19 protein-coding genes are annotated in these 22483 nt (G+C 35.3%); 7 read left to right on the top strand and 12 right to left on the bottom strand.

Annotated features, from left to right (window positions below):
- Positions 1–7 precede the first annotated feature (7 nt).
- The 7 genes from CLV55_RS00550 to CLV55_RS00520 form a co-directional block, all read right to left on the bottom strand.
- Complete coding sequence (locus CLV55_RS00550; protein WP_112111789.1) at positions 8–1615, bottom strand: glycosyltransferase family 2 protein; 1608 nt, start codon at positions 1613–1615, stop codon at positions 8–10.
- A complete protein-coding gene (locus CLV55_RS00545) occupies positions 1616–3109 on the bottom strand; it encodes a tetratricopeptide repeat protein (protein ID WP_112111788.1) in 1494 nt (497 codons plus the stop codon).
- 152 nt (positions 3110–3261) lie between these two features.
- Complete coding sequence (locus CLV55_RS00540) at positions 3262–4233, bottom strand: carbon-nitrogen hydrolase family protein (RefSeq protein WP_112111787.1); 972 nt, start codon at positions 4231–4233, stop codon at positions 3262–3264.
- 87 nt (positions 4234–4320) lie between these two features.
- Positions 4321–4746: an acyl-CoA thioesterase gene (locus CLV55_RS00535; protein ID WP_112111786.1), complete on the bottom strand. Its 426-nt coding sequence runs from the start codon at positions 4744–4746 to the stop codon at positions 4321–4323.
- 1 nt (position 4747) lies between these two features.
- Positions 4748–6337 carry an AMP-binding protein gene (locus CLV55_RS00530; RefSeq protein ID WP_112111785.1) on the bottom strand — a complete coding sequence of 530 codons (1590 nt, stop codon included), beginning with the start codon at positions 6335–6337 and terminating at the stop codon, positions 4748–4750.
- A 64-nt stretch (positions 6338–6401) separates the two neighbouring features.
- Complete coding sequence (locus CLV55_RS00525; protein WP_112111784.1) at positions 6402–8702, bottom strand: oxidoreductase; 2301 nt, start codon at positions 8700–8702, stop codon at positions 6402–6404.
- Between the two features lie 38 nt (positions 8703–8740).
- Complete coding sequence (locus tag CLV55_RS00520) at positions 8741–9346, bottom strand: flavin reductase family protein (protein ID WP_112111783.1); 606 nt, start codon at positions 9344–9346, stop codon at positions 8741–8743.
- A 144-nt stretch (positions 9347–9490) separates the two neighbouring features.
- On the opposite strand from CLV55_RS00520, the gene CLV55_RS00515 reads away from it, so the two are divergent.
- Entirely contained in the window at positions 9491–9742 is a 252-nt protein-coding gene (locus CLV55_RS00515) for a response regulator transcription factor (RefSeq protein WP_112111782.1), read from the top strand.
- Between the two features lie 163 nt (positions 9743–9905).
- On the opposite strand, the gene CLV55_RS13110 is transcribed toward CLV55_RS00515, so the two are convergent.
- The 3 genes from CLV55_RS13110 to clpB form a co-directional block, all read right to left on the bottom strand.
- Positions 9906–10196 (bottom strand): IS1/IS1595 family N-terminal zinc-binding domain-containing protein, encoded by a 291-nt coding sequence (locus CLV55_RS13110; RefSeq protein ID WP_112111781.1) that lies wholly within the window; start codon positions 10194–10196, stop codon positions 9906–9908.
- 571 nt (positions 10197–10767) lie between these two features.
- Entirely contained in the window at positions 10768–10908 is a 141-nt protein-coding gene (locus CLV55_RS12920; protein ID WP_211306473.1) for a hypothetical protein, read from the bottom strand.
- Between the two features lie 169 nt (positions 10909–11077).
- The gene (clpB, locus tag CLV55_RS00495; RefSeq protein ID WP_112112201.1) at positions 11078–13729 is read right to left on the bottom strand and encodes an ATP-dependent chaperone ClpB; all 2652 of its coding nucleotides are present in this window, start codon (positions 13727–13729) and stop codon (positions 11078–11080) included.
- 251 nt (positions 13730–13980) lie between these two features.
- Between clpB and ytxJ the strand changes: the two genes are divergently transcribed.
- Positions 13981–14322, top strand: coding sequence for a bacillithiol system redox-active protein YtxJ (gene ytxJ, locus CLV55_RS00490; RefSeq protein ID WP_112111779.1), 342 nt, complete (start codon positions 13981–13983; stop codon positions 14320–14322).
- Between the two features lie 31 nt (positions 14323–14353).
- Here ytxJ and CLV55_RS00485 read toward each other — a convergent pair whose 3' ends face one another.
- Entirely contained in the window at positions 14354–14734 is a 381-nt protein-coding gene (locus tag CLV55_RS00485; RefSeq protein WP_112111778.1) for a RidA family protein, read from the bottom strand.
- A 16-nt stretch (positions 14735–14750) separates the two neighbouring features.
- Complete coding sequence (locus CLV55_RS00480; protein WP_112111777.1) at positions 14751–17468, bottom strand: putative LPS assembly protein LptD; 2718 nt, start codon at positions 17466–17468, stop codon at positions 14751–14753.
- A gap of 84 nt (positions 17469–17552) precedes the next feature.
- Between CLV55_RS00480 and CLV55_RS00475 the strand changes: the two genes are divergently transcribed.
- From CLV55_RS00475 to CLV55_RS00455, 5 genes are all read left to right on the top strand, one after another.
- A complete protein-coding gene (locus CLV55_RS00475) occupies positions 17553–18719 on the top strand; it encodes an N-acetylmuramoyl-L-alanine amidase family protein (protein WP_112111776.1) in 1167 nt (388 codons plus the stop codon).
- Between the two features lie 29 nt (positions 18720–18748).
- On the top strand, positions 18749–19699 hold the full coding sequence (locus CLV55_RS00470; protein ID WP_112112200.1) for an MlaD family protein: 951 nt from the start codon (positions 18749–18751) through the stop codon (positions 19697–19699).
- A gap of 12 nt (positions 19700–19711) precedes the next feature.
- Positions 19712–21040 carry a (Fe-S)-binding protein gene (locus CLV55_RS00465; RefSeq protein WP_112112199.1) on the top strand — a complete coding sequence of 443 codons (1329 nt, stop codon included), beginning with the start codon at positions 19712–19714 and terminating at the stop codon, positions 21038–21040.
- Between the two features lie 146 nt (positions 21041–21186).
- The gene (locus tag CLV55_RS00460; RefSeq protein ID WP_112111775.1) at positions 21187–21633 is read left to right on the top strand and encodes an LNS2 domain-containing protein; all 447 of its coding nucleotides are present in this window, start codon (positions 21187–21189) and stop codon (positions 21631–21633) included.
- 53 nt (positions 21634–21686) lie between these two features.
- Positions 21687–22478, top strand: a complete 792-nt coding sequence (locus CLV55_RS00455; protein ID WP_112111774.1) for a (Fe-S)-binding protein — start codon at positions 21687–21689, stop codon at positions 22476–22478.
- Positions 22479–22483 lie beyond the last annotated feature (5 nt).

The raw sequence follows: 22483 nt of genomic DNA, 5'->3' as shown, positions 1-22483 counted from the left end.
TTAATAATTATTTTATTTCAATAGTTGTATCCTCTTTGATGAATATTCTGCTCCAAGCATCTTCCGCTTTGAGATGCATGGCTTCATAGGCGGCTAAAATACCTCCGATCGATTGGATGAATGCAATAAACGAGAATCCAATCATTCCCCATGTGCGTTGCGCTGTGAAAATTAATTCACTTTCTGGCGTAAAATAGCGGCGTTCAATCAATACACCTGCAACTGAAATCACAAACACAAAAGAATAGGCAATTAAGGGTTTGACAAACGGATTAATAAATCCTTTTACAGCGGTTTTTGCAGTAGGAAGGTAAGGGATTTTTTTTCTTTTAAGTGTTAGAATAAAAGCATATAAAAACACAGGCCAACACGAATATTTCAAAATCATTCCACGCCAATGAAACCCACTTTCTGTTTTGCGGTCACATAAAAACTTCTGAGCATAGATGTAGATAAAAATAGCTATAAACAAAATGATGGAACCTCGTGCAATAAATTCTGTAAAATCCATTCTACCGGGTATAATCTTTGTGAAGAAATAGAGTAGGGGGACAAAAATGAAAAAAGCAGTTATTGTTCCAAAAAGGTAATATGTTCCAATAGAAAGATAGGATACTTTTTGCCAAAAGGTGAGTTTTTTCATCAAATATGGCATTTCGTCAAATAGCAATTCAAAAACTCCTCGCGCCCATTTTAATTGTTGTTTACAAAAAGAGGCAAAGTCTTCAGGCACTAAACCACGACTCACAATCACTGGATTATAGATTGATTTCCAGCCTTCAGCATGAATACGCATGGATGTTTGTAAATCTTCTGCCAAACCTTGAGCGTGTCCGCCAATACTTTCTAGGGCTTTTCTTCTGAACGTACAATTGGCGCCAATAGCCACAGCACCTCCATAGCCGTACAGTCCCATTTGCGTAGGACCATAGAAGGTATAGGTTTGTTCGGCAGCCCCTTTTGCAGTAAAGGAACGATACATATTGTAATAGCCTTGACTTACTTGAACAAATCCAACGGATTCGTCTTTAAAAAAGCCTAGTGTTTGGTCTAAAAAATTCGGAAAAACAATATGGTCTGGATCTAGAATTAAGATAAATTCTTCGTTCGTTCTTCTTAGGGCTTCGTTTACTTTTCCCGCTTTTGCTCCTGGTAAATTGGCTAAATCCAACCAAACGACATCGTACTGTTCGGCAAGAGCTCTAAAATCAGGGTCTTCAGTACTGTCTAGTAAATATGTGGTATGGGGATAGTTTAAATTTTTTAATGCTTTAAACGTATTTTCAAACATTGAAATCGGTTCGCCAGGTGCTGATGTTGTGAAAACAGCCACACTAAGTCCTTCACAAGGTGTGGGTACTTCTTTGGGCTTTTTTAAACGCAAATAATTTATCCAAATCAAAACAATTCGCAAGATGCCATACCAGAAAAACATACTGAGCAATACAAACAAAAAGAGATTACTAATATGATCTTCACGAAACCACCATTCAGCTAGGTTAATGACACTCAGAATTCCAGCTAAAATGAACACCAATAGGATAAACTGATCAATATGTGTGACTTTTTTGGCTGCTTTGAATTTGAATAAGTGATTTCGAAGTTTTGTATTCATTTATAATTTAATATTCAACCCAAGTCCTAAAAGACTTCTAGTATAGAAAAAGGTTTGTTGTTGTGTGAATGATATTTTTGCTTGAATGTTTTTTGAGACACCAATATTTAAATTGCTGTTGATTTCATAGGGAGAAAAGGTAGTTTTTTCAGAATTTTTGCTAAAAAAAGTGGTTCCAGTTGTATCAGTATCAAGATAGATATATGGATTTTCACATGATGCATACACTCCAATATTGGCTTTTGTATCCCACTCAATAGTTTTAGAAACTTTATAATTAAATAAGACTAAAACAGAATGAGTAATTTGATTTTTTGGAGTGAAATAAGGATTATAGTACCCTTCTATTGTGCTATTTGGTGAAAATTGTGCGATAGCATCTGCTAACGATTCTTTTGCAGTAAACAAATTTTTATCCGCATTCGAATAACTGTAACCATATCCGAAGCAAAGTTTTATTTTAGAAAAAGTAATGGGTTTAGAAATAATCCAAGAACTAAACGAATTTACAGGATTTGAATCATTAAAGAATTGTTGGTTATAGCCTGCATGAATAGAAAAAAGTGATGAATTATTATATTCAATGGCACCGAAAATATTGTTTTGTACCAAGGTAAATGACGTGCTTTCGAGAGTACCTAGGTAAGGTTTTCTGTTGTATCCCATATTAATTGAGGTATGCTTCCACACCTTGAGTGTCGCATCAAGACTTCCAATACAAGCCACTTTATCACTAAAGTTTTTATATACTCCAAGGGAATAATTTGTTGTAAGTCCGATTGACAGAATAAACAATTGGTTGGATAATTTTCCAGATATTACTTGATGATTTGGAGTAAAATTATAATTTTTTACTTCAAAAGTTGGGTTCAAAAAATAAGAGCTATATTGTCCCACTTCAATAGCTTCAGCATAAAAATCTACAGGTTGGTTGTCGTGCTGATATTCAAATAGGGTTTTAATATAAGGGGTTGTCGCTTCGTTTATAGAACGAGTGAGAGCATCAGCAATGTGGCTATCAGGATAAAGGGTTTTAATTTTTGCAATACGATTTTTGGCCTCCTTAACACGACCATTCCAAAAAGCAATGTTTGCCTCCATTAATAACGCTTCAGCTTGTGTGTCTGGAAACTCTTCGAGTTTTGGTAATAGTGAGTTTACTTTTTGCAATTGCCCATTTTCATAAAGAGTACGAGCATAATCCATTTCAATTTCATGAACATCAGGAGCTAGTGCAATGGCTTTTAGAAACAATTGTTCCGATAGCGTTGCGTTGCCGTTCCAATGAGCTACTTGAGCGTAGAGCCAATTCGTTTCTAAATCCTCAGAATGATTTTTGTAATAATTTTCTAAAATAGAAACCGCTTTTTTGTAATCTTTCTGTTGGATGTATGTTCTTGCTGTAGTAAGTGGTTCTTCTATTGATTTATACTGAGAAAAAACAGAAATCGTAAAGAAACTCCAAATAAAAATGCTAATCGATTTTACTTTCATTAGATACGTTTTTAGTTTAGAGGACAATTATTTTTTTTCTTGCTCTCACAAAACGAAATTATGAAAATATTGAATTTTTAAGAGTTAGTCTGTGTTTTTTAAGACTATTTTAAGAAACAAATTACACTATAACGATATAGTTCCTATTTTTATTAAAAATCATCTTTAGATTCAATAAAAGTAATTTTTTTTGTTGGGGCAACATTGACACGCAAATCAAAAATATCAAAACGATTGTAATGTCCTAATATATCGTGCATTTGTTTGGGTTGGATGCATTTTGCCAAATCAATTTCAGCATAAATCATTCCTTCTTCATCAATTAGAGGATTTCCAATAACAGCCCCATTTGGACCTATAAAACCTGAAAAAGCAGAATTTTTTCTAGTTAATAAGTCATCCACATTAGGAACATCATCTCGTAATGCCTCTTTAATTTCTTGCGAAATCGTCGAACACGACACAATGGTAAATAATTTGCCTTCAAAGGAATGTGCCGCGGCTCGTATTTTTATTGCTTCAGCCATATCGTAGTCAGGAGGAGCTACTGGTAAGGAGATGTAATTGGCAATATGAACCAATTCTCCCTGAGCAAGTAGCGTAAATCGTGCCAGAGTATTTGTGTTTTCTCCACAAGCTAATGTGCCAACAGGTCCCACTTCAGTTGGGTACACTTTTAACGATGAGCCATCACCCGAAGTCCAAGTGAGTTTTTCAGCCCAAGTTGGAACGAGTTTTCGATGTCTACCAATTAGATTTCCATTGTTGTCAATGATTAAATTAGTGTTGTATATTTCACCATAACTATCGCCACGTTCGTTAATTCCAATGACAACATTAATATTGTTTTCTTTTGCTGCTTGAAATAACGGTAGCATAGCATCGTCAGTCACGGCAACCGAATTTTTATACAATTCTTCATACCATTTGCTGCCTTGAACGGGCGTCATGATCCAATTCCAATACGGATAACCTGCCACAAAAACTTCGGGAAAAGCGATTAATTGCGCTCCATTAGCGTGAGCTTCCTTGATGAATGAGATGGCTTTTTCAATCGTTTTTTCCACATTTAAAAAAACGGGTGATGTTTGAACAGTGGCTGCTTTGAATTTTTTGAAGTCCATTTATATTTGTTTTTGGAACATAGCTTGAAGAAATTCAAGAAAATTTTATCTGTGAAAATTCCTTTGGTTTCTCTAATCTGCGTTGTTTTACTCTAATTCGTATTTTTTAATTCTTGCTTTCATTTCTTCGTTAAAAGCTTCGGCTTTAATGCTTTGTCTATCTTGTTGAATTTTGACATTGACTAAAGTCACTTCGCCTTCTAAAATAATTTTTTCTTGTTCCTTTTCAAATAAGAATCCACAAATTATAGAAGAAGTTTTTAGTTCTTTAACCCAAATTTTTTTTGTCAGCGTTTCACCAATTCGAGCCGCATTTTTGAATTGTACTTTCAAATCTACTGTAGGAATCCCATTAGTTTCGTGCATTTTTGAAAATGGTCTTTCTAAAGCTTCGTCAAACCAATCTTCCACCAAATCGTTGAGCATTTCTAAAAAACGCGGATAAAACACTATTCCGGCGTAGTCAATGTGTTTGAAACGGATTTTTTCTTGTTTTATAAAAGGTTGTTTCATCTTACTTCAATTTAAATCGTTGAATTTTTCCGGTTTCGGTTTTGGGTAAAGCATCTGTAAAATGAATGATTCTAGGATATTTATATGGTGCCGCAACTTCCTTGAACCAATGTTGAATACGATTTTTCATGGCGTCGGTAGCTTTTGATTGGTCTTTAAGAACAATATGTGCACAAACTAACATGCCTCGTTCATCATCGGGTACGCCAACTACGGCACATTCCAGAATATCTTCATGGGTTAAAAGTACGCTTTCTACTTCGATAGCGCCAATATTATAACCAGAAGAAATAATCATGTCGTCGCCTCGTGCTACAAACCACAAATACCCATCTTCATCTTTACGGAATATATCGCCCGTAATGTTCCAACCCTTTTCTACATATTCGCGTTGTTTTTCTTCACGATTTAAATATTTACAACCTGTAATACCTCGTACCGCCAATCTTCCGGGTTCGTTTATAGGTAATTCATTTCCATTAGTATCTATAATTTTGGCTTCATATCCTGTTACAGGGACTCCCGTTGCACCAGGTTTCATATTTTCTTCGTTAGAGGATATAAAAATATGTAGAATTTCTGTAGATCCAATTCCGTCAATAATTTTTAATCCCGTCGCGTCATACCAATCTTGCCATACTTTTAAGGGTAAATTTTCCCCAGCTGAGACACATTTGCGTAAACTCGAAATATCGTAATCATTCACTTTTGTAGTAATCACCCGCCAAGCAGTTGGCGCAGTAAAACAAATCGTGATTTTAAAATCGGAAATGGCTTTCAATAATAAATCGGGACTTGGTTTCTCTATCAAAAATGTAGAAGCACCATAATACATTGGAAACAAGACTAGCCCACCCAATCCAAAGGTGAATCCGAGCGGTGGACTCCCAGTAAAAATATCGTTTACCGTTGGTTGTAACGAATAAGGAGGAAAACATTCGCAAATATTCAGAATATCTTTGTGATAATGGGAGGTCATTTTGGGTAAACCCGTAGTACCTGATGTAAAACCAATCAAGGCTATACTATCCGATTTGCTATGGTAATTTGAAAAGGTCTTCGGTTTGGATTGTATCCATTCTTCCAATTGTGAATTACCATAGAAACAGGTATGTTTTAGAAAATTGGATTTTACTAAATGCAATTCTTCTTCCAATTCTTTATCGCAAAGAGCATGCGAAATTTCGGCACAATCGACAATGGTTGTCAATTCTTTAGAACGTAAAAGAGGCATAGTTGCCACTACAATTCCACCAGCTTTTAAAACGGCAAACCAACACGCCACCATCATCGGATTATTGGCCGAGCGAATCAATACTCGATTGCCTGATTTTAAACCCAAATCTTCCACTAAAACATGAGCTATCTGATTCGCTTTGTCATACAAATCTTGATATGTCCATGTTTCTTCAAAGGTTCGGATGCAACTATTGTTACCACGACCTTCCTTGATATGATTGTCTAATAATTTCTCAACACAATTCAATATTTCAGGATGCTGAAATTGTGGCAAATCAGTAAAGTGATATTCTGGTTGCAAATCTAAGCTTGGTAAGCTATTGTGTGCAAAAGTATCTTCGTAATGTTTCATTTTGAAAAATTGTATATTGTATAATGTATAACAGTATATTGAACTTGAAAATACAATATACTTTTTACTTTTTATTACTTTTTGGTTTTAACGCTTTTTTCATTCCTTCCAATTGTTTTCTTTCTGTAGCTTTCAGTGGATATAAATGCGAAATTCCTGCTTTGTATTGATTTGGAATATCATCTGGTTCAAATTGTTCATTAGCTTGAGCATTTCGAACAAAATTAGCATCCAGCAATAAAGGTCTACCAAGTGCAACTAAATCGGCTCTTCCGTTTAATATTATCGTATTGATTTGGTCGATATCTTGAATAGAACCTGCAGTAATTGTCGGAATACGGACTGTATTTCGAATCGCATCTGAAAAAGGGGTTTGCCACATTCTACCTGTTGTTGGTTTTTGATAAGATACTGTATTTCCTGTTGAAACGTTGATAATATCGGCACCGGCATTTTTGAAAGCTGTTGCAATGGAGAAAATATCTTTTTCGGTTATTCCGTTTTCGGCCCAATCGGAAGCGGATATTCGCACTGACATGGGTTTTTCTTTAGGGAATACCTTTCGCATTTCATTAAAAACGCGCAATGGAAATTTTAATCGGTTTTCGATGCTTCCGCCAAATTCATCCGTTCTCATATTCGTTAATGGCGACAAAAAAGAAGCTAACAAAAATCCGTGATGTGCTTGCAATTCGATTAGATCAAAACCCGCTTCGTTGGCATTTTTGGTAGTATGAACGAATTGAGAAGTAACCAAATCCATATCGGCAAGTGTCATTGCTTTTGGAGGAGCGGAATTTTCATTAAATGGAATTGAAGACGCCGAAAGTAATTCCCAAGAAGTCCCATTAAAAGTTTCTTCCCAGGGTTTTTTAGTAGCACCTTTTCTACCAGAATGCCCTAATTGAATTCCGATTTTGGTTTGAGTGTTTTTATGGATAAAATTAGTAATTCTTTTCCAGGCAATGGTTTGCTCTTGAGTATAAATACCAGCACAACCCATCGTAATTCTTCCCGTTTCAGAAATGGCTGTAAGTTCAGTAAGAATAAGCCCTAAGCCTCCCATAGCTCGTGAGGTATAATGCTGAAAATGCCAATCGTTTACCACCCCATTTTCTGCCGAATATTGTCCCATGGGAGCCATAACGATTCGGTTTTGCAAAGCTACATCTCGTAATTTGAAAGGTGTAAAAGCAGCAGGAATTGGTTTTAGGTTTTGGGTTTTAAGTTCTAGAGTACTATTAAATTCCTCCAACACTTTATCAGTAAAAGAGGCGTCACGCAATCGTAAGTTTTCAAAGGTTACTTTTTTAGAACGCGTCATACATCCGAAGGCAAATTGATAAAACGGATGTTGTATGTTTCTATCCATGTTTTCAAACCAATCTAATGACACTAAAGCGGCATATTGAATCATTTCCACTGGATTTCTTCGTGTTTTGTCATATTGTTTGAAAGCGGCTTGCACATCATTTGGATTAGCAAGTACGGCATCGGATAATCCTATCGCACAATCCATCGCTAATTTAGTTCCCGAACCAATAGAGTAGTGGGCAGTAGCTTTGGCATCGCCTAATAGAACAATATTATCGTGATACCAATTTTCATTCGTTACGTGTGGAAATTGTCGCCAATGCGATTTATTCGAAATTAATGGATGTCCGTCTAATTCGTCTTTGAAAATTTCAGCTAATTTTTGAATGGTGTCTTCTTCATTCGTGATTTCAAAATTCAGGTTTTCCCAAGTTTCATTGCTGCATTCGAAAATCCAGGTACTCATTCCAGTTTCGTATTGATAGGTATGAGCCACTATTGTTCCGTGGGGTGTGCTTCTGAAAAAATAAGTAAATGCGTCCAATGGTTTAGTTGAACCCAACCAAACAAAACGGTTTTTCTTTAAAACAATTTTAGTACCAAAAGCGGCTTCGTTAGCTGTTCGAATACCGCTACCAATTCCGTCGGAAGCCAAGATAATATCAGCATCTTTATACTGACTTAGATCGTCTATGTTTTGTTCAAAGTGCAAATTAACACCTTCTTCACGACAGCGTTGTTGTAAGAGCTGTAACAAAGTTTTGCGTGAACATCCACAAAAACCATTTCCGGCAATACTTACTTGCTGACCATCACGAGCTACAATAATATCGTCCCAATAAGCAAATTTAGAACGTATTAATTCATAGGATTCCATATCACGCTTTAGGAATTCACCCAAAGTTTCATCAGAGAATACCACTCCAAAACCAAAACTATCGTCGGGTTTGTTACGTTCGTAAATATCTATTTGGCAATGAGGCATTGCTTTTTTGGTAAGAATCGAAAAGTATAATCCTCCTGGGCCACCACCTATTACTGCTATTTTCATATTTTAATTGATAATTAACAATTTATAATTGATAATTTTTAAGTTCTTTTAATTGAGAATACTTCTCCTATTTTACTGTAATTAGAACCAGCCAATCGTGCAACTGGCTTATAGGTTTCCATATTAATTTTATGATTGTCGAGCAAAATAGTTTCATCAATATGCATCATGACTATTCTACCAATTACGATGCAAGCACCGCCTTGTTTGTGGTTTTCTAGAAAATAATGGTGCACCATTTCACATTCAAATTGAATGGGACTTTCTTTTACCCGATTTGGTTTTATCTTGAGAGAAGCAATTGGAGTAAGTCCGACTAATTCAAATTCATCTACCTCAGCAGGAACCACTTGAGCGGTGGCATTCATTTGTTCAACAAGGTCTTCAGTGACCATATTTACAACAAATTGCTTCGTGGTCAGCACATTATTTAAAGTGTCTTTATTGGTATTGTTGTCTCTACGAGTTGAAAACATTACGTGAGGCGGATCATCGCCAATCATGTTGAAATAGGAGAAAGGGGCAAGATTGTTGATTCCATTTTCGTCGATGGTTGAAATCCATCCGATAGGTCTTGGAATAATGGAACCCGTTAGTAATTTGTAAATAGCCGACGCTTCGAGCGTATCGGGATTAAATTCCATAGTGAGATGTGTTTGTACAAATTAAAACTATTTTTTTGAATTTTTAGTACTATTCAGATGATTTTCTATCAATTCCTTAGTATTTTAATCAGTTTTATAGCAAAATAAGTTATATTCTCAGGCGGATGCCTTTTTTGTGACAATATGGTAGAAGCCTACAATGGGGTAGAAGCCCTTGCATATTATGAAAAACTAGAACAAGGCGCGGTGTCATTAGAAAATTTGCCCGAGGTTGTGTTGTTAGATTTGAATATGCATGTTATGGATGGATGGGATTTTTTTGAAACGTTTAAAAAAAGATTTCCCAAGTATTTTTCTCAAACCAAAATATTTATTTTATCCTCTAGCATCAATCCTTTGATGAAGCCAGAGCTAAAAAAGAAAAGAATATTGTAGCCTTTCTTGAGAAACCATTAAATAAAGAAAGTTTAGAGCATATTAGATCAAGTATTCGCAAGGATAAATCTTAATTAGGGTATTGACTACCTAAAATAGGTTTTTTGGGAATTACGCTGTATGTGTAATTAAGATTGTTTAACTCTGCTGTTGGAATTGAAGCTTAGATTTTGTAGTATTTGAACGGTATTAACACACACTCTACTACTAACTGTGTCATCATATTGATTTGTATACTCAAACCTTCTTTAGTAAGTCTTATAATGTTGTTATTAGTTGTAGGTAAACATGCCTTGTTTGTATAATAATCTATAAGCCGAGTGGTGCACGATTTACAATGGTATTGCTGCTTTCTATTTTTAGTAAAACCATTTTTAATGATTGCTTTAGATTTACATTTTGGACAAATTTGTGTATCACTAACTTTGACACATGAGGTTTCTTTAAGTATCATTTTATTCGATTTAAGACTTTATCTAATGTAAAAAGACAGCCGTACAGCTCGCCTTTCTTGCTTTAATTTTATAAGATTATTTGGTTTACAAATAGTTAAGTTCTTTAAATTAGTTCGTCACTAATTTTGATACATTACCCATTACCAACTTCATCGTTCAATGGGAAATTACAAGAGTTAATACTATATATGTTATTACAACTATAGTACTAATAATTTTTTCCCTATCGGTCTCTTTTTCATAATCTTTAATTATATAAAAGCATTTATCTTTATAAATAAAAATAAAAAAATTAAACAAACAAATAAATCCTATTAATATGGAGCCAAAGAATTTCGGAAAAGAAATTTTTTTAATGTTAATAAAATAAAATATCATTGGAGCAAAATTAAAAAATAATAATGCAGATATTAAAAGCATAGCTGTCCATGTTGCATCAACTGTACCAACTTTTTTTGCAAATTTATATAATCTAAAGTATAGATAATGATATAAATATTTAATCATATTTTTAAATTTAATTTCTAAACCCCGATAGCGCAGATTTGCAATCCGTGTCCACAATCAATATTAAAACAAATCTATCAAAATAATATTTAAATCATTATCTAATCCTGCATAATTTCTGGCTGAACTAAAATAATAATCTACTGTTGTTCTGGTTATAAAATAGGTTTCTTCGGTTGTTGCGGCTTTATACTTAGTTGACATGTTTTTAGCTTTTAACAAATTTAATAAAAAAAACCTACAAGTTTTTATCGTTGTAGGTTTTGTGTTTTTTATACTCTTTGTAAGCACGGATTGCAAATCGGAACTATCTGAACGGGGAGTTACAAGACAATCTTGTTAAAACACCTAATATGATGTATTCCCTAGTTTTTTACGGTACTAACTCGTTTTGATTTCGGAATACCAAAGCGTCATCAAAGGCATCTAACAAGATGATGCTTTCTGTAGTGACATGACCTCCTAAAATAGCTTTAGAGAGTTGGTTGAGGACTTCTTTTTGAATGATGCGTTTTACAGGACGTGCGCCAAATTGTGGGTCAAAGCCTTTTTCAGCTAAATATTCAATCGCCTCGGGTGTCGCATCCATAGTGATGTTTTGATGCGCCAACATTTTGATGATGTGTCGCAATTGAATGCCAACAATTTGTTTGATATTGGCATTGGTGAGTGGCGTGAACATCACAATTTCATCAATTCTATTAATAAACTCTGGGCGCACTGTTTGTTTTAACAAGCCCAGTACTTCTGTTTTGGCAGCTTCTATAGCGGCTTCTACTGAACCTTTTAAGTTTTCAAATTTCTCTTGTATGATATGACTACCCATATTGGAGGTCATGATGATAATGGTGTTTTTAAAATCGGCAAGCCTTCCTTTGTTGTCGGTGAGACGTCCTTCATCCAATACTTGTAGTAAAATGTTAAACGTATCGGGATGTGCTTTTTCAATTTCATCTAATAAAATCACCGAATAAGGTTTTCGTCGCACGGCTTCAGTCAATTGACCGCCCTCATCATAGCCTACATAACCTGGAGGCGCTCCTACCAAGCGACTCACACTATGACGCTCTTGATATTCGCTCATATCGATGCGGGTCATAGCATTTTCATCGTCAAAAAGATATTCGGCTAGTGCTTTGGCCAATTCAGTTTTTCCCACTCCTGTGGTTCCTAGAAATAAGAAAGTTCCAATCGGCTTTTTGACATCTTGCAATCCAGCACGACTGCGACGCACGGCATCACTCACCGCTTCAATGGCCTCTTCTTGTCCTACCACACGTTGGTGAAGTTCTTCTTCAAGATGGAGTAATTTTTCACGTTCCCCTTGTAGCATTTTCATGACTGGAATTCCAGTCCATTTTGCCACGACTTCGGCGATATCTTCACGAGTCACTTCTTCTTTGATAAGCGATTCCCCTTCTTGGTTTTCTTGCAATTGTTTTTGTAAGGCATCCAAGCGTACTTGGGCATCTTTAATTTTGCCATAACGAATTTCGGCTACGGTCCCATAATCGCCGTTGCGCTCGGCTTGCTCGGCTTGTGTTTTGAAATCTTCGATTTCTAATTTAACCGCTTGGATGCTATCTACGACATCCTTTTCTGATTTCCATTTGGTAAAAATTTCGTTGCGTTCTTCTTTAGCATTCGCCAAATCCAATCCCAAACCTTTCAATTTGGTTTCATCATTTTGTCTCACATTGCTATCTTTTTCAAAGGAGTTTGACGAATATTCTATTTCGCGTTTGATGGCTTCAATTTCTATTTCCAATTGCATGATTCGTCGATCCAATACATCCAATTCTTCGGGCTTCGAATTGATTTCCATACGCAATTTTGATGCCGCCTCATCCATCAAGTCAATGGCTTTATCGGGCAAAAAACGGTTGGTGATGTATCGTTGAGAAAATGTTACCGCAGCGATAATCGCATCGTCTTTGATGCGCACTTTGTGATGGGTTTCATATTTTTCTTTAATCCCTCGCAAAATAGAAATGGCACTTTCAGTATCGGGCTCGTCCACCAAAACTTTTTGAAAACGTCTTTCTAAGGCTTTGTCTTTTTCAAAATATTTTTGGTACTCATCAAGTGTAGTCGCACCAATAGCACGCAATTCGCCACGAGCCAAAGCGGGTTTCAAAATGTTAGCCGCATCCATGGCACCTTCGCCACCACCAGCACCAACGAGCGTGTGGATTTCGTCAATAAAAAGAACAATATCTCCCTCGGCTGCCGTGACTTCTTTAACCACTGCTTTGAGTCGTTCTTCAAATTCCCCTTTGTATTTTGCTCCAGCTATGAGTGCGCCCATATCTAATGAGAAGACAATTTTATCTTTTAGATTTTCAGGAACGTCTCCATCTACAATTCGGTGTGCTAAGCCTTCTGCAATGGCGGTTTTACCCACTCCAGGTTCGCCCACCAACATCGGATTATTTTTGGTTCTACGAGTTAGAATTTGGAGCACACGTCGAATTTCTTCATCTCGGCCAATTACAGGGTCGAGTTTACTAGAGCGTGCCAATTCGTTTAGATTTTTGGCATATTTATTCAAAGCGTTATAGGTTTCTTCGGCAGAGGCTGAAGTAACACGTTCTCCTTTTCGAACTTCTTGAATAGCACTTTCTAGCGCTTTTTCGGTAGCTCCTTGGTCTTTCAATATTTGGGCTACTTTACTTTTAGATTTAAAGATGGCCCAAACAATATGTTCTAAGGAAACAAAATCGTCTTTCATCTTTTTGGCGAGAAGACTAGCTTCGTTGAGTGTGGCTTGACACTCTCGAGACAACATGATGTCGCCACCCGAAACTTTCGGAAAACTTTGAAGCGTACTTTCTAGTATTTTTTTGAAAAGATCTGCTGAAATGCCTAATTTTTTTAGAAGAAAAGGAGTCACATTCGCATCTACTTCCAAAATGGCGCTACACAAATGTTCGTTTTCAATAAGCTGATGGCTATGAGCTTGCGCAATAAGTTGAGCTTGTTGTAACGCTTCTTGTGATTTGATGGTAAAATTATTAAAAGTCATTTTTTTGTGTTGTTTATTAGTTTTATTCAGGGTTTGTTTACTAGTGGTCAATTTATGTTCCACTTCAAACTTCGAGTCAAAATGACCGATTTTAGAGCCAATTTAGTGAAAAAACAAGTCAAAATGACCTAAACATACTGAAAAATTGTCTTGACGTTGCAAAAAAATGTTTCTAGAAGAAAGGAGTAAGTATCTTCTTAGTCAATTCCATTTAGAATGTATAAATTTGTAACCGAACTTATCTTGAACTTATGAATTGGATTGCATTGACCGAAAACGCACAATTGGATGAATTGATTTTACAATCACATGAAAAACCCGTAGTGATTTTTAAACACAGCACTCGGTGTGTGATTAGCCGTTTTGCATTAAAGAATTTTGAATCGGCGTTTCATTATGAAAACGAAATTTTACCTTATTTAGTTGATTTACTAAATTACAGATCAATCTCAGATGACATTGCGCGAGGGTTTCTAGTTGCACATCAATCGCCACAAATTTTGGTAATAGATAGAGGCGTTTCAGTTTATAACGCTTCTCATGAGTCTATTGATGCTCAGGATTTAAAACAATTTGTTGTTCAAAATAAATAAAGCTCTTACTTTTTTTGGTAAGAGCTTTTTCTTATTTTATCGCAATCATTGAAATTTCTACATTTACATTTTTAGGTAAACAAGCTACTTGCACGGTTTCTCGAGCTGGAGCAGTTTCATCTTTAAAGTAAGTTCCGTATACAGCATTAATTTTAGCGAAATCGTTCATATTGCTTATGAAAATCGTTGATTTAACAACATGTTCAAAAGACATTTCTGCAGCTTCTAAAACTGCTTTCATGTTTTCCATAACTTGTTTAGTTTCATTTTCTATGTTTTCAACAACCAATTTCATTGTTTCAGGATGCAAAGCAATTTGACCTGAAGTATACAATGTGTTGCCAACTAATACCGCTTGATTATAAGGGCCAATAGGCGCAGGAGCTTTTGAAGTTTGAATAATTTTTTTCATATAATAAAAAAAGGTTTTATCGTAATGTTCGGTCGGGTTGTGTTCGTTTATCCCATTTAATGTCTTTAAGCACCCCAGCTTTGATTCCAATGAAGAATCCCCAGTAGGAATTGGTGCCAAAAGGATTCCAGTTAAAACTCATGTTCCAACTTAGCAAATCTCTATTGAGACGTATTTGTGTAAATGTAACGCCTTTTCGAACAAAATCATACCCTGTAGAAACTCCAATTTTCCATTTCGGAGTCAAATCGGTATTGGCTGAAATCATTAAGGAGTTGCTAGCAATTTTTCGTTCGTTAAAATTATTTGAACAGGTAATAGAATAGGCTAGATTAAGATCCCAAGGAATTTTAGCATTATAAAAACCGCTAAATCCATCATCGTCTTCCTCTGATTTGGTGTCAGAATCTTTTGGGGTATTTAATTCGTCATTACTCCCAAATAAATCGTCTTCCCGTCCACCATTTTTCGAACCTTGCACATTTTTTTTCTTTTTGTCGTCTTTCGAACTTGCAAGCGTATAATTTATGGTCATATTGGCTGCTGTCATTCGGAAAAGACTACCACCCTCATCAATGTTGAACGTATTAATTCTTCCAGTTTTGGCCTTGTTTAAAGCATAAGGGTCTAAAGTGGCTGCAAAATTTACATTCATTTTTTGTTTGAACAACAAGGTTCCGCCACTCAAGCGCATGGGTGACCATCGCAAAGAATCGGCAGTGGCATCATAACTAGTAGAAAGATTGAAGTTATTTAACAGCATGATTTTCTTGGGCTCCGTTTTTGTCGAATCTTTATCACGTACTTTTGCTTCGAAAGTGTTGCTCAAACTAAAACCAATGTTATTTGAATAATATTTATTGGGCGCGCCTCCAATAGACCCTTCAAAACGAGAGTATTGGGTATAAATTGACTCAACAGGCAATCCTGTAGCTTTGGCATAAATTCTATCCGATTCGTAACTGTCGTAATATTTAGCATATCCAGGGACATAGGTGTGAGAAATTGCGGGACGCATTACGTGTCTAATCGACTGAATTTTTTTGTCTTTACCAAAATTAAATGTTCCATAGATAGTCGTCCCAACACTATTGGAGACCGAATAAGTTCTGTAAGAATCAAATCCATTTACTTTAGTGTCTACGACCTTGTAGGTTGCAAAATCCATACTTCTTTTGATGGTTTGAAGTGCCCATACTTCATTGTAATTAAAGGAAGATGAGACACTGAAATGCTTGAATATTTTAAAGTTTGTACTCAATGGAATCGTATGCTGGAATCCACTTCGAGCATTATCAAACATTTCTTTTTTAAAGAAGTAATCGTCTGTCGTTTGCATTTGATTTTCACCTCGAACACTATACTGTAAATTGATGTTTTTTATGAATCCTTTTTTAATCCCATTTTTTGGAACAAAAGGATAAATCCTATCAACACTCCCTTGAAATGTAGGCAGCGTCATATTAATTTGTTTAGTATTCGTGTTCTGTGAATGAGTGGCTGCCAACGAAAAATTTACTTGAGGCACACAATTGAAAGTTTTCGAATAGGAAACCGACGAACTCATGGTGTTGTTCAGGGTTGACCCAATATTGGCTAAGTTGATTGATTGTTGAAAGTATTGACTGCTTCCTAAGTTTACAGAAGCAGAGAATCTCGAATTGGGATTTGATTTTGCATCCTTAGTATGCGACCACTGAATGTTATAAATTTTAGTTTTGGAATAATCGGGATAGCCTCGCTCACTATTGATAAGATTTTCAAAACGGATATTGATACTTCCATTATATTTATACCGATTAGCATAACTGGATTGAAATCGTGTGGCATAACTTCCGTTTGTATAGTAATCACCTAAAACTTCCAAGTCATATTTGTCACTCAAAGCAAAGTAATATCCTCCATTTTGCAAGGCATAGCCTCGTGTATTGTTTTGTCCATAACTTGGAGGAATAATTCCCGAATGACTTTTTTCAGTAATCGGAAAGAAAGCAAAAGGTAACGCTATGGGAGTGGGTACATTTTCAATATACATGTTGGTAGTTCCGATAACAACTTTTTTTCCAGGTACAAATTTCATTTTACGAACATAGAAAAAATACTCAGGATCTTCGATGTCTTTAGCTGTTGTGAGGCGCGCGCCTTTCATAAAATAAACCGAATCGTTTTCTTTTTTTGAAAGATGTGCTTTTATGTTGAGTTCTTGTTGTGACGTTCGAGAGTTCCAAACCAAAGCTTTTTTGGTTTTATAATTAAAACGAATGGAATCGGGTTCTATCACACTTGAACCTTGTTTGAAATAGGGGATTTGGGTGTAATTTCCCATCGAATCCTTTAATCTTCCCGCATAGACTTCATTTTTTTCATAATCAAAAACAATAACTCCTGCTTTCAATTCATAATCTAAATAGTATAATTCGGCTTGATCGTGCAACGTAATTAGTTTCTTTTTTTGATCAAATTTTTCATATTTTTTAGCTCGATACTTTACTTTTCCTTCCAAAATAGACTTGACTTTAATTGTGTCGTTCTTTTTTGCAGAAGCATTAGAATTGGTGTTTTGGTCTTGTGTAGAAACTTTGTTGGATGTATTTTTTTTGGGAACGGATTGCCCATAAATAAAGGGCTTTCCAAAGCCTAGAAAGATTATTGTTAAAACGATATAAAATAAGTTTGTACGCAAAAGTTTAAATACTATTTTTGTAAAAATATGGCCCAATTTTTGGGATGCCAAACTTACATAATTATTTTTGTCAAAAATAGAGAATTAATAATTTTATAACAGCTTTGGAGTAATAAAATTAATGAAACTAAAACTATGATTTTTTCAAAGAGATACCGAATCGCTTTTTTTTCCTTTTTATTTTTAGGAATACCTTTTTTACAAGCGCAATCAGCTAAATTTAAAGTAACGTTGGATGCAGGTCATGGTGATCACGATTTTGGAGCGGTATATAACGGACATATCGAAAAAAATATCACCTTAGCCTTAGTGTTGAAAGTTGGGAAAATATTAGAAAAAAATCCTTCGATTGATGTGATTTATACGAGAAAAACCGATGTGTTTATTGATTTGATTGAGCGCGCTAACATTGCAAATCGAGCCGATGCCAATATTTTTGTTTCCATACATTGTAATGCCAACAAGAATACTGCTGCCGATGGAACAGAAACCTATGTGATGGGGATGTCAAAAAACGCTTCAAATTTGGAAGCAGCCAAACGAGAGAATCAAGTAATCACGATGGAGAAAGATTACAAAACAAAATATGAAGGGTATAATCCGAATAAGCCAGAGACTTTGTTGGGAATGACCATCATGCAGGAGGAATTTCTAGAAAACAGTATTGCATTGGCTGGAAAAATTCAGGATCGATTTGTGCAAGAATTGGGTAAAAAAAGCCGTGGAGGCGGTGTGAAACAAGCGCCATATATGGTTTTGCATAAAGCCTACATGCCTAGAGTTTTAATTGAAACAGGATTTATTTCCAATCCGGTGGAAGGTGAGCGCTTGGATTCAGAAGAGGGTCAGCAAGACATTGCAGAAGCCATTGCCAAAGCTATTGTTAGTTATAAAAAAGATTATTTTGATGGAGATGGTGATTCAGATGCGAGTTATAAACCTTCAGAGCGTTTAGATACAAAAATAAGTACACCAACTCCAGAAAATAAAAAAAGTGATATTGATGCAAAGAAAGTAGACAATACAGCCTCAGAGGATGTTCAAGATAAAAAAGGAATAGTTTTTAAAATACAAATCTCGGCTAGTCCAAAAAAAATAGAGTTGGAACCAAGTAATTTTAAAGGGTTGAAAAATGTTACTTGTGTGCATACAACTATTTATAAATACATGTATGGAAACACCTCTAGTTATGAAGAAGCTAAAAAACTATTGCAAGAGGCGAAGGCTAAAGGCTATGATTCGGCCTACATTTTAGCATTTAAAGATGGGAAAAGTGTCGATATTAAAGACATTATCAAATAATATAGTTATTTTTGCAAAAAAAAGAAGTTTTGAAAGTATCTAAAGAAGTTAAGACCGCCATATTAGTAATTGCTTCCATTCTTTTGTTTATTTGGGGGTATAGTTATCTTAAAGGAAGAGATTTATTGGTGAAATACAAAACATTGTTCGTAGAATATGAAAATGTAGAAGGGTTGGCAAAATCGGCGCCCGTAACCATAAACGGATTGGTCGTTGGTAAGGTAAGTAACATTACATTGGATAACACTACTGCAAAAATTAAGGTAGAAATTCAAATTAATTCCGATTTTCCCATTCGAAAAAATAGTGTAGCCGAAATTTATGCACCAAGTCCAATTGGAGGTAAAGAGATTGCGATTATTCCTTCAAAATCGGGACCAGAAATTGAAGACGGTGGCTTTTTTGTGTCCTCAAGTAAGTTGGGTTTAACCGATGAATTGGCAAAACAAATGGAACCACTTAAGGATAAAATCACAAAATTGTTAGACAATGCCAATGTCATGTTTGAAAATATAAATCAAGTATTGGATGCCAAGTCAAAAGACAATTTAAGAAAGAGTTTGGCTGATTTAAGCACTACTGTAGCACAATTTAAAAGTGTTGCTTCTGATGTCAATTCGATTGTGGCTCAAAACAAACCTAAATTAAACGCCACATTTTCTAATTTTGAAAAGACTTCGACTAATTTAAGTAAGATTTCAGACTCTATTTCTAAAGTTAATTTTGCGGCTACTGTGCAGTCTTTACAAAAAACATTATCACATGTTAACGGAATGATGGCCACTATCGAATCAGGAAAAGGGACTATGGGTAAAATCATGAACGATGAGGCTTTGTATCTGAATCTTAATAAGACTTCAAAAGAATTAGAATTGTTGTTACAGGACCTTAGATTGAATCCTACTCGATATATAAACGTTTCTCTATTTGGTAAGAAAAACAAACCGTATGCTGCTCCAGCAAAAGATACAATAAAATAGAACAATAAGATGATGAATTTAATAGATAATTTTTTCTTCGCAATACTACTAGCCTTAGGGTTTGGTTATTTTTTTAGTAATGTTAAAAAACTAATTAGAAACATTAAATTAGGTAAAGACATTAACCGAACTGATAATCCATCGGCTCGTTGGAACAATATGTTTATGGTTGCTTTAGGGCAATCAAAAATGGTAAAAAGACCTTTAGCGGGTTTTTTGCATATAGTAGTTTATGTAGGTTTTATTATCATAAATCTTGAATTATTAGAAATTATAATTGATGGATTGTTTGGAACCCATAGAGTTTTTTCGTGTTTAGGGGGTTTTTATAATTTTTTAATAGGTTCTTTTGAAATTTTAGCTTTGCTCGTACTTGTAGCGGTAACTTTTTTCTGGAGTAGAAGAAATATAGCCAAATTGAACCGATTCATTAGCAAAGATTTAGAGGGAGCGCCAAAAAAAGATGCAAATACAATTTTGTACTTTGAAATTGTATTGATGTCTTTGTTTTTATTGATGAATGCAGCCGATTTTTGGTTACAACAAGTAGGATTTTCTCATTACATACAAGCAGGTGCTTTTCCAGTGAGTCATTTTATTTCACCGATATTTAATGGAATGAATGAAACTACAGTAATGCTATTAGAACGTACTTTTTGGTGGTTACACATTATCGGAATTTTATGTTTTTTAAATTACTTATATTTTTCAAAACATTTGCATATTCTGTTGGCTTTTCCCAATACGTATTATGCCGATTTACAAGCAAAAGGGAAGTTTGATAATTTAGAGAGTGTAACTAAAGAGGTTAAACTCATGATGGATCCAAATGCAGATCCTTTTGCTGCACACCCCATAGATGAAAACGCTGTTCCAAGTAAATTTGGTGCCAGTGATGTCATGGATTTGAATTGGGTGCAACTATTGAATGCTTATACCTGTACAGAATGTGGTCGTTGTACCTCAGCTTGTCCTGCTAATCAAACAGGTAAAAAGTTGTCTCCACGTAAAATTATGATGGCAACACGTGACAGATTGGAGGAAGTTGGAAGAAATATTGATAAAAATAAAGGGGTGTTTATTCCCGATTCAGTGTCTTTGTTGAATGATTACATCACTACTGAAGAATTGTGGGCTTGTACTTCATGCAACGCTTGTGTTGAAGAATGCCCTGTAAATATTAGTCCATTATCCATTATCATGGATATGAGACGCTATTTGGTTATGGAACAAAGTGCTGCGCCTCAATCGCTCAATGCTATGATGACCAATATAGAAAACAACGGAGCTCCATGGCAATACAACCAAATGGATCGTCTAAATTGGAAAGATGAAAACTAATAATGACTGAGTGCGTTGAGTTGATTATTGAATTATAAATTATAAAAATAAGTACAAAAAGAATATATAAACCATGATGATTTTCCATAAGTGAGGATTGGAAACTTGTCTGAATGATAATTGAAAATTTTAAAAAAAATTAAAAGATGAAAGCAGAAGACATTAACAAATCCTTACAAGCAGTAACTCAAAATGGACAACATTTGAGCCCAATTTTACCCGAAGGAGTAAAGAATTATTTAATTGATATTGATGGAACTATCTGTGATGATATTCCAAATGAAGAGCCTGAAAGAATGCTAACCGCGGAGGTATATCCTGATGCTTTAGCTACATTAAATAAATGGTATGATGAAGGACATATTATTTTCTTTTTCACTTCAAGAACCGAAGCGCATAGAGAATATACAGAACGTTGGTTAAAACAACATGGATTCAAATATCACGGAATTCTTTTTGGTAAACCTCGTGGTGGCAATTACCATTGGATTGATAATCATTTAGTAAAAGCTACTCGTTATCGAGGAAAATTTACAGACTTAATTGAAAAAGAAGTAACCATCGAAGTTTTTGATGATGGAAAACATGAATAAATATATTGGATTAACGGATAAATCTTTAATCTAATAATCTAAAATCTAAATAAATGGCAGAAAATTTAGTTGTGCCAACAATGGCAGAAATGTTAGCTCAAGGTAAACAACCCGAAGTATTATTTTGGGTGGGTTGTGCAGGTAGTTTTGACGACAGAGCAAAAAGAATTACTAAAGCATTTGTTCTAATTTTAAATCGTGCCAAGGTCGAGTTTGCCGTACTTGGAACCGAAGAAAGTTGTACTGGTGATCCAGCCAAACGCGCAGGAAATGAATTTTTGTTTCAAATGCAAGCCATGATGAATATTGAGGTGCTCAATGCATATGAGGCAAAAAAAATAGTAACGGCTTGTCCTCATTGTTTTAATACTTTAAAGAATGAATATCCAGAATTGGGGGGAACTTACGAAGTGGTTCATCATACAGAATTTTTAAAACAGCTTTTGGAAGCAGGAAGATTAACGATTGAAGGAGGTCAATTCAAAGGAAAACGCATCACATTTCATGACCCTTGTTATTTAGGAAGAGCAAACAATGTGTACGAAGCTCCAAGAGATTTGATTCAAAAATTGGATGCCGAATTAGTTGAAATGAAACGCTCAAAAGCCAATGGTCTTTGTTGTGGGGCTGGGGGCGCTCAAATGTTTAAAGAGCCAGAAGCTGGAAATAAGGATGTTAATGTAGAAAGAACAGAAGACGCTCTTGAAACACGTGCCGAAATAGTAGCAGCAGGTTGTCCTTTTTGCAATACAATGCTCACCGATGGTGTGAAAGCTAAAGAAAAAGAGAGTCAAGTTGCGGTGATGGATATTGCCGAACTTATCGCTCAAGCACAAGATTTATAATTTTT

It is taken from the genome of Flavobacterium aciduliphilum, from assembly GCF_003268855.1.
GTDB lineage: Bacteria > Bacteroidota > Bacteroidia > Flavobacteriales > Flavobacteriaceae > Flavobacterium > Flavobacterium aciduliphilum.
The sequence above is the reverse complement of the archived record's forward strand: the minus strand, read 5'-3'. Positions and strand labels throughout refer to the sequence as shown.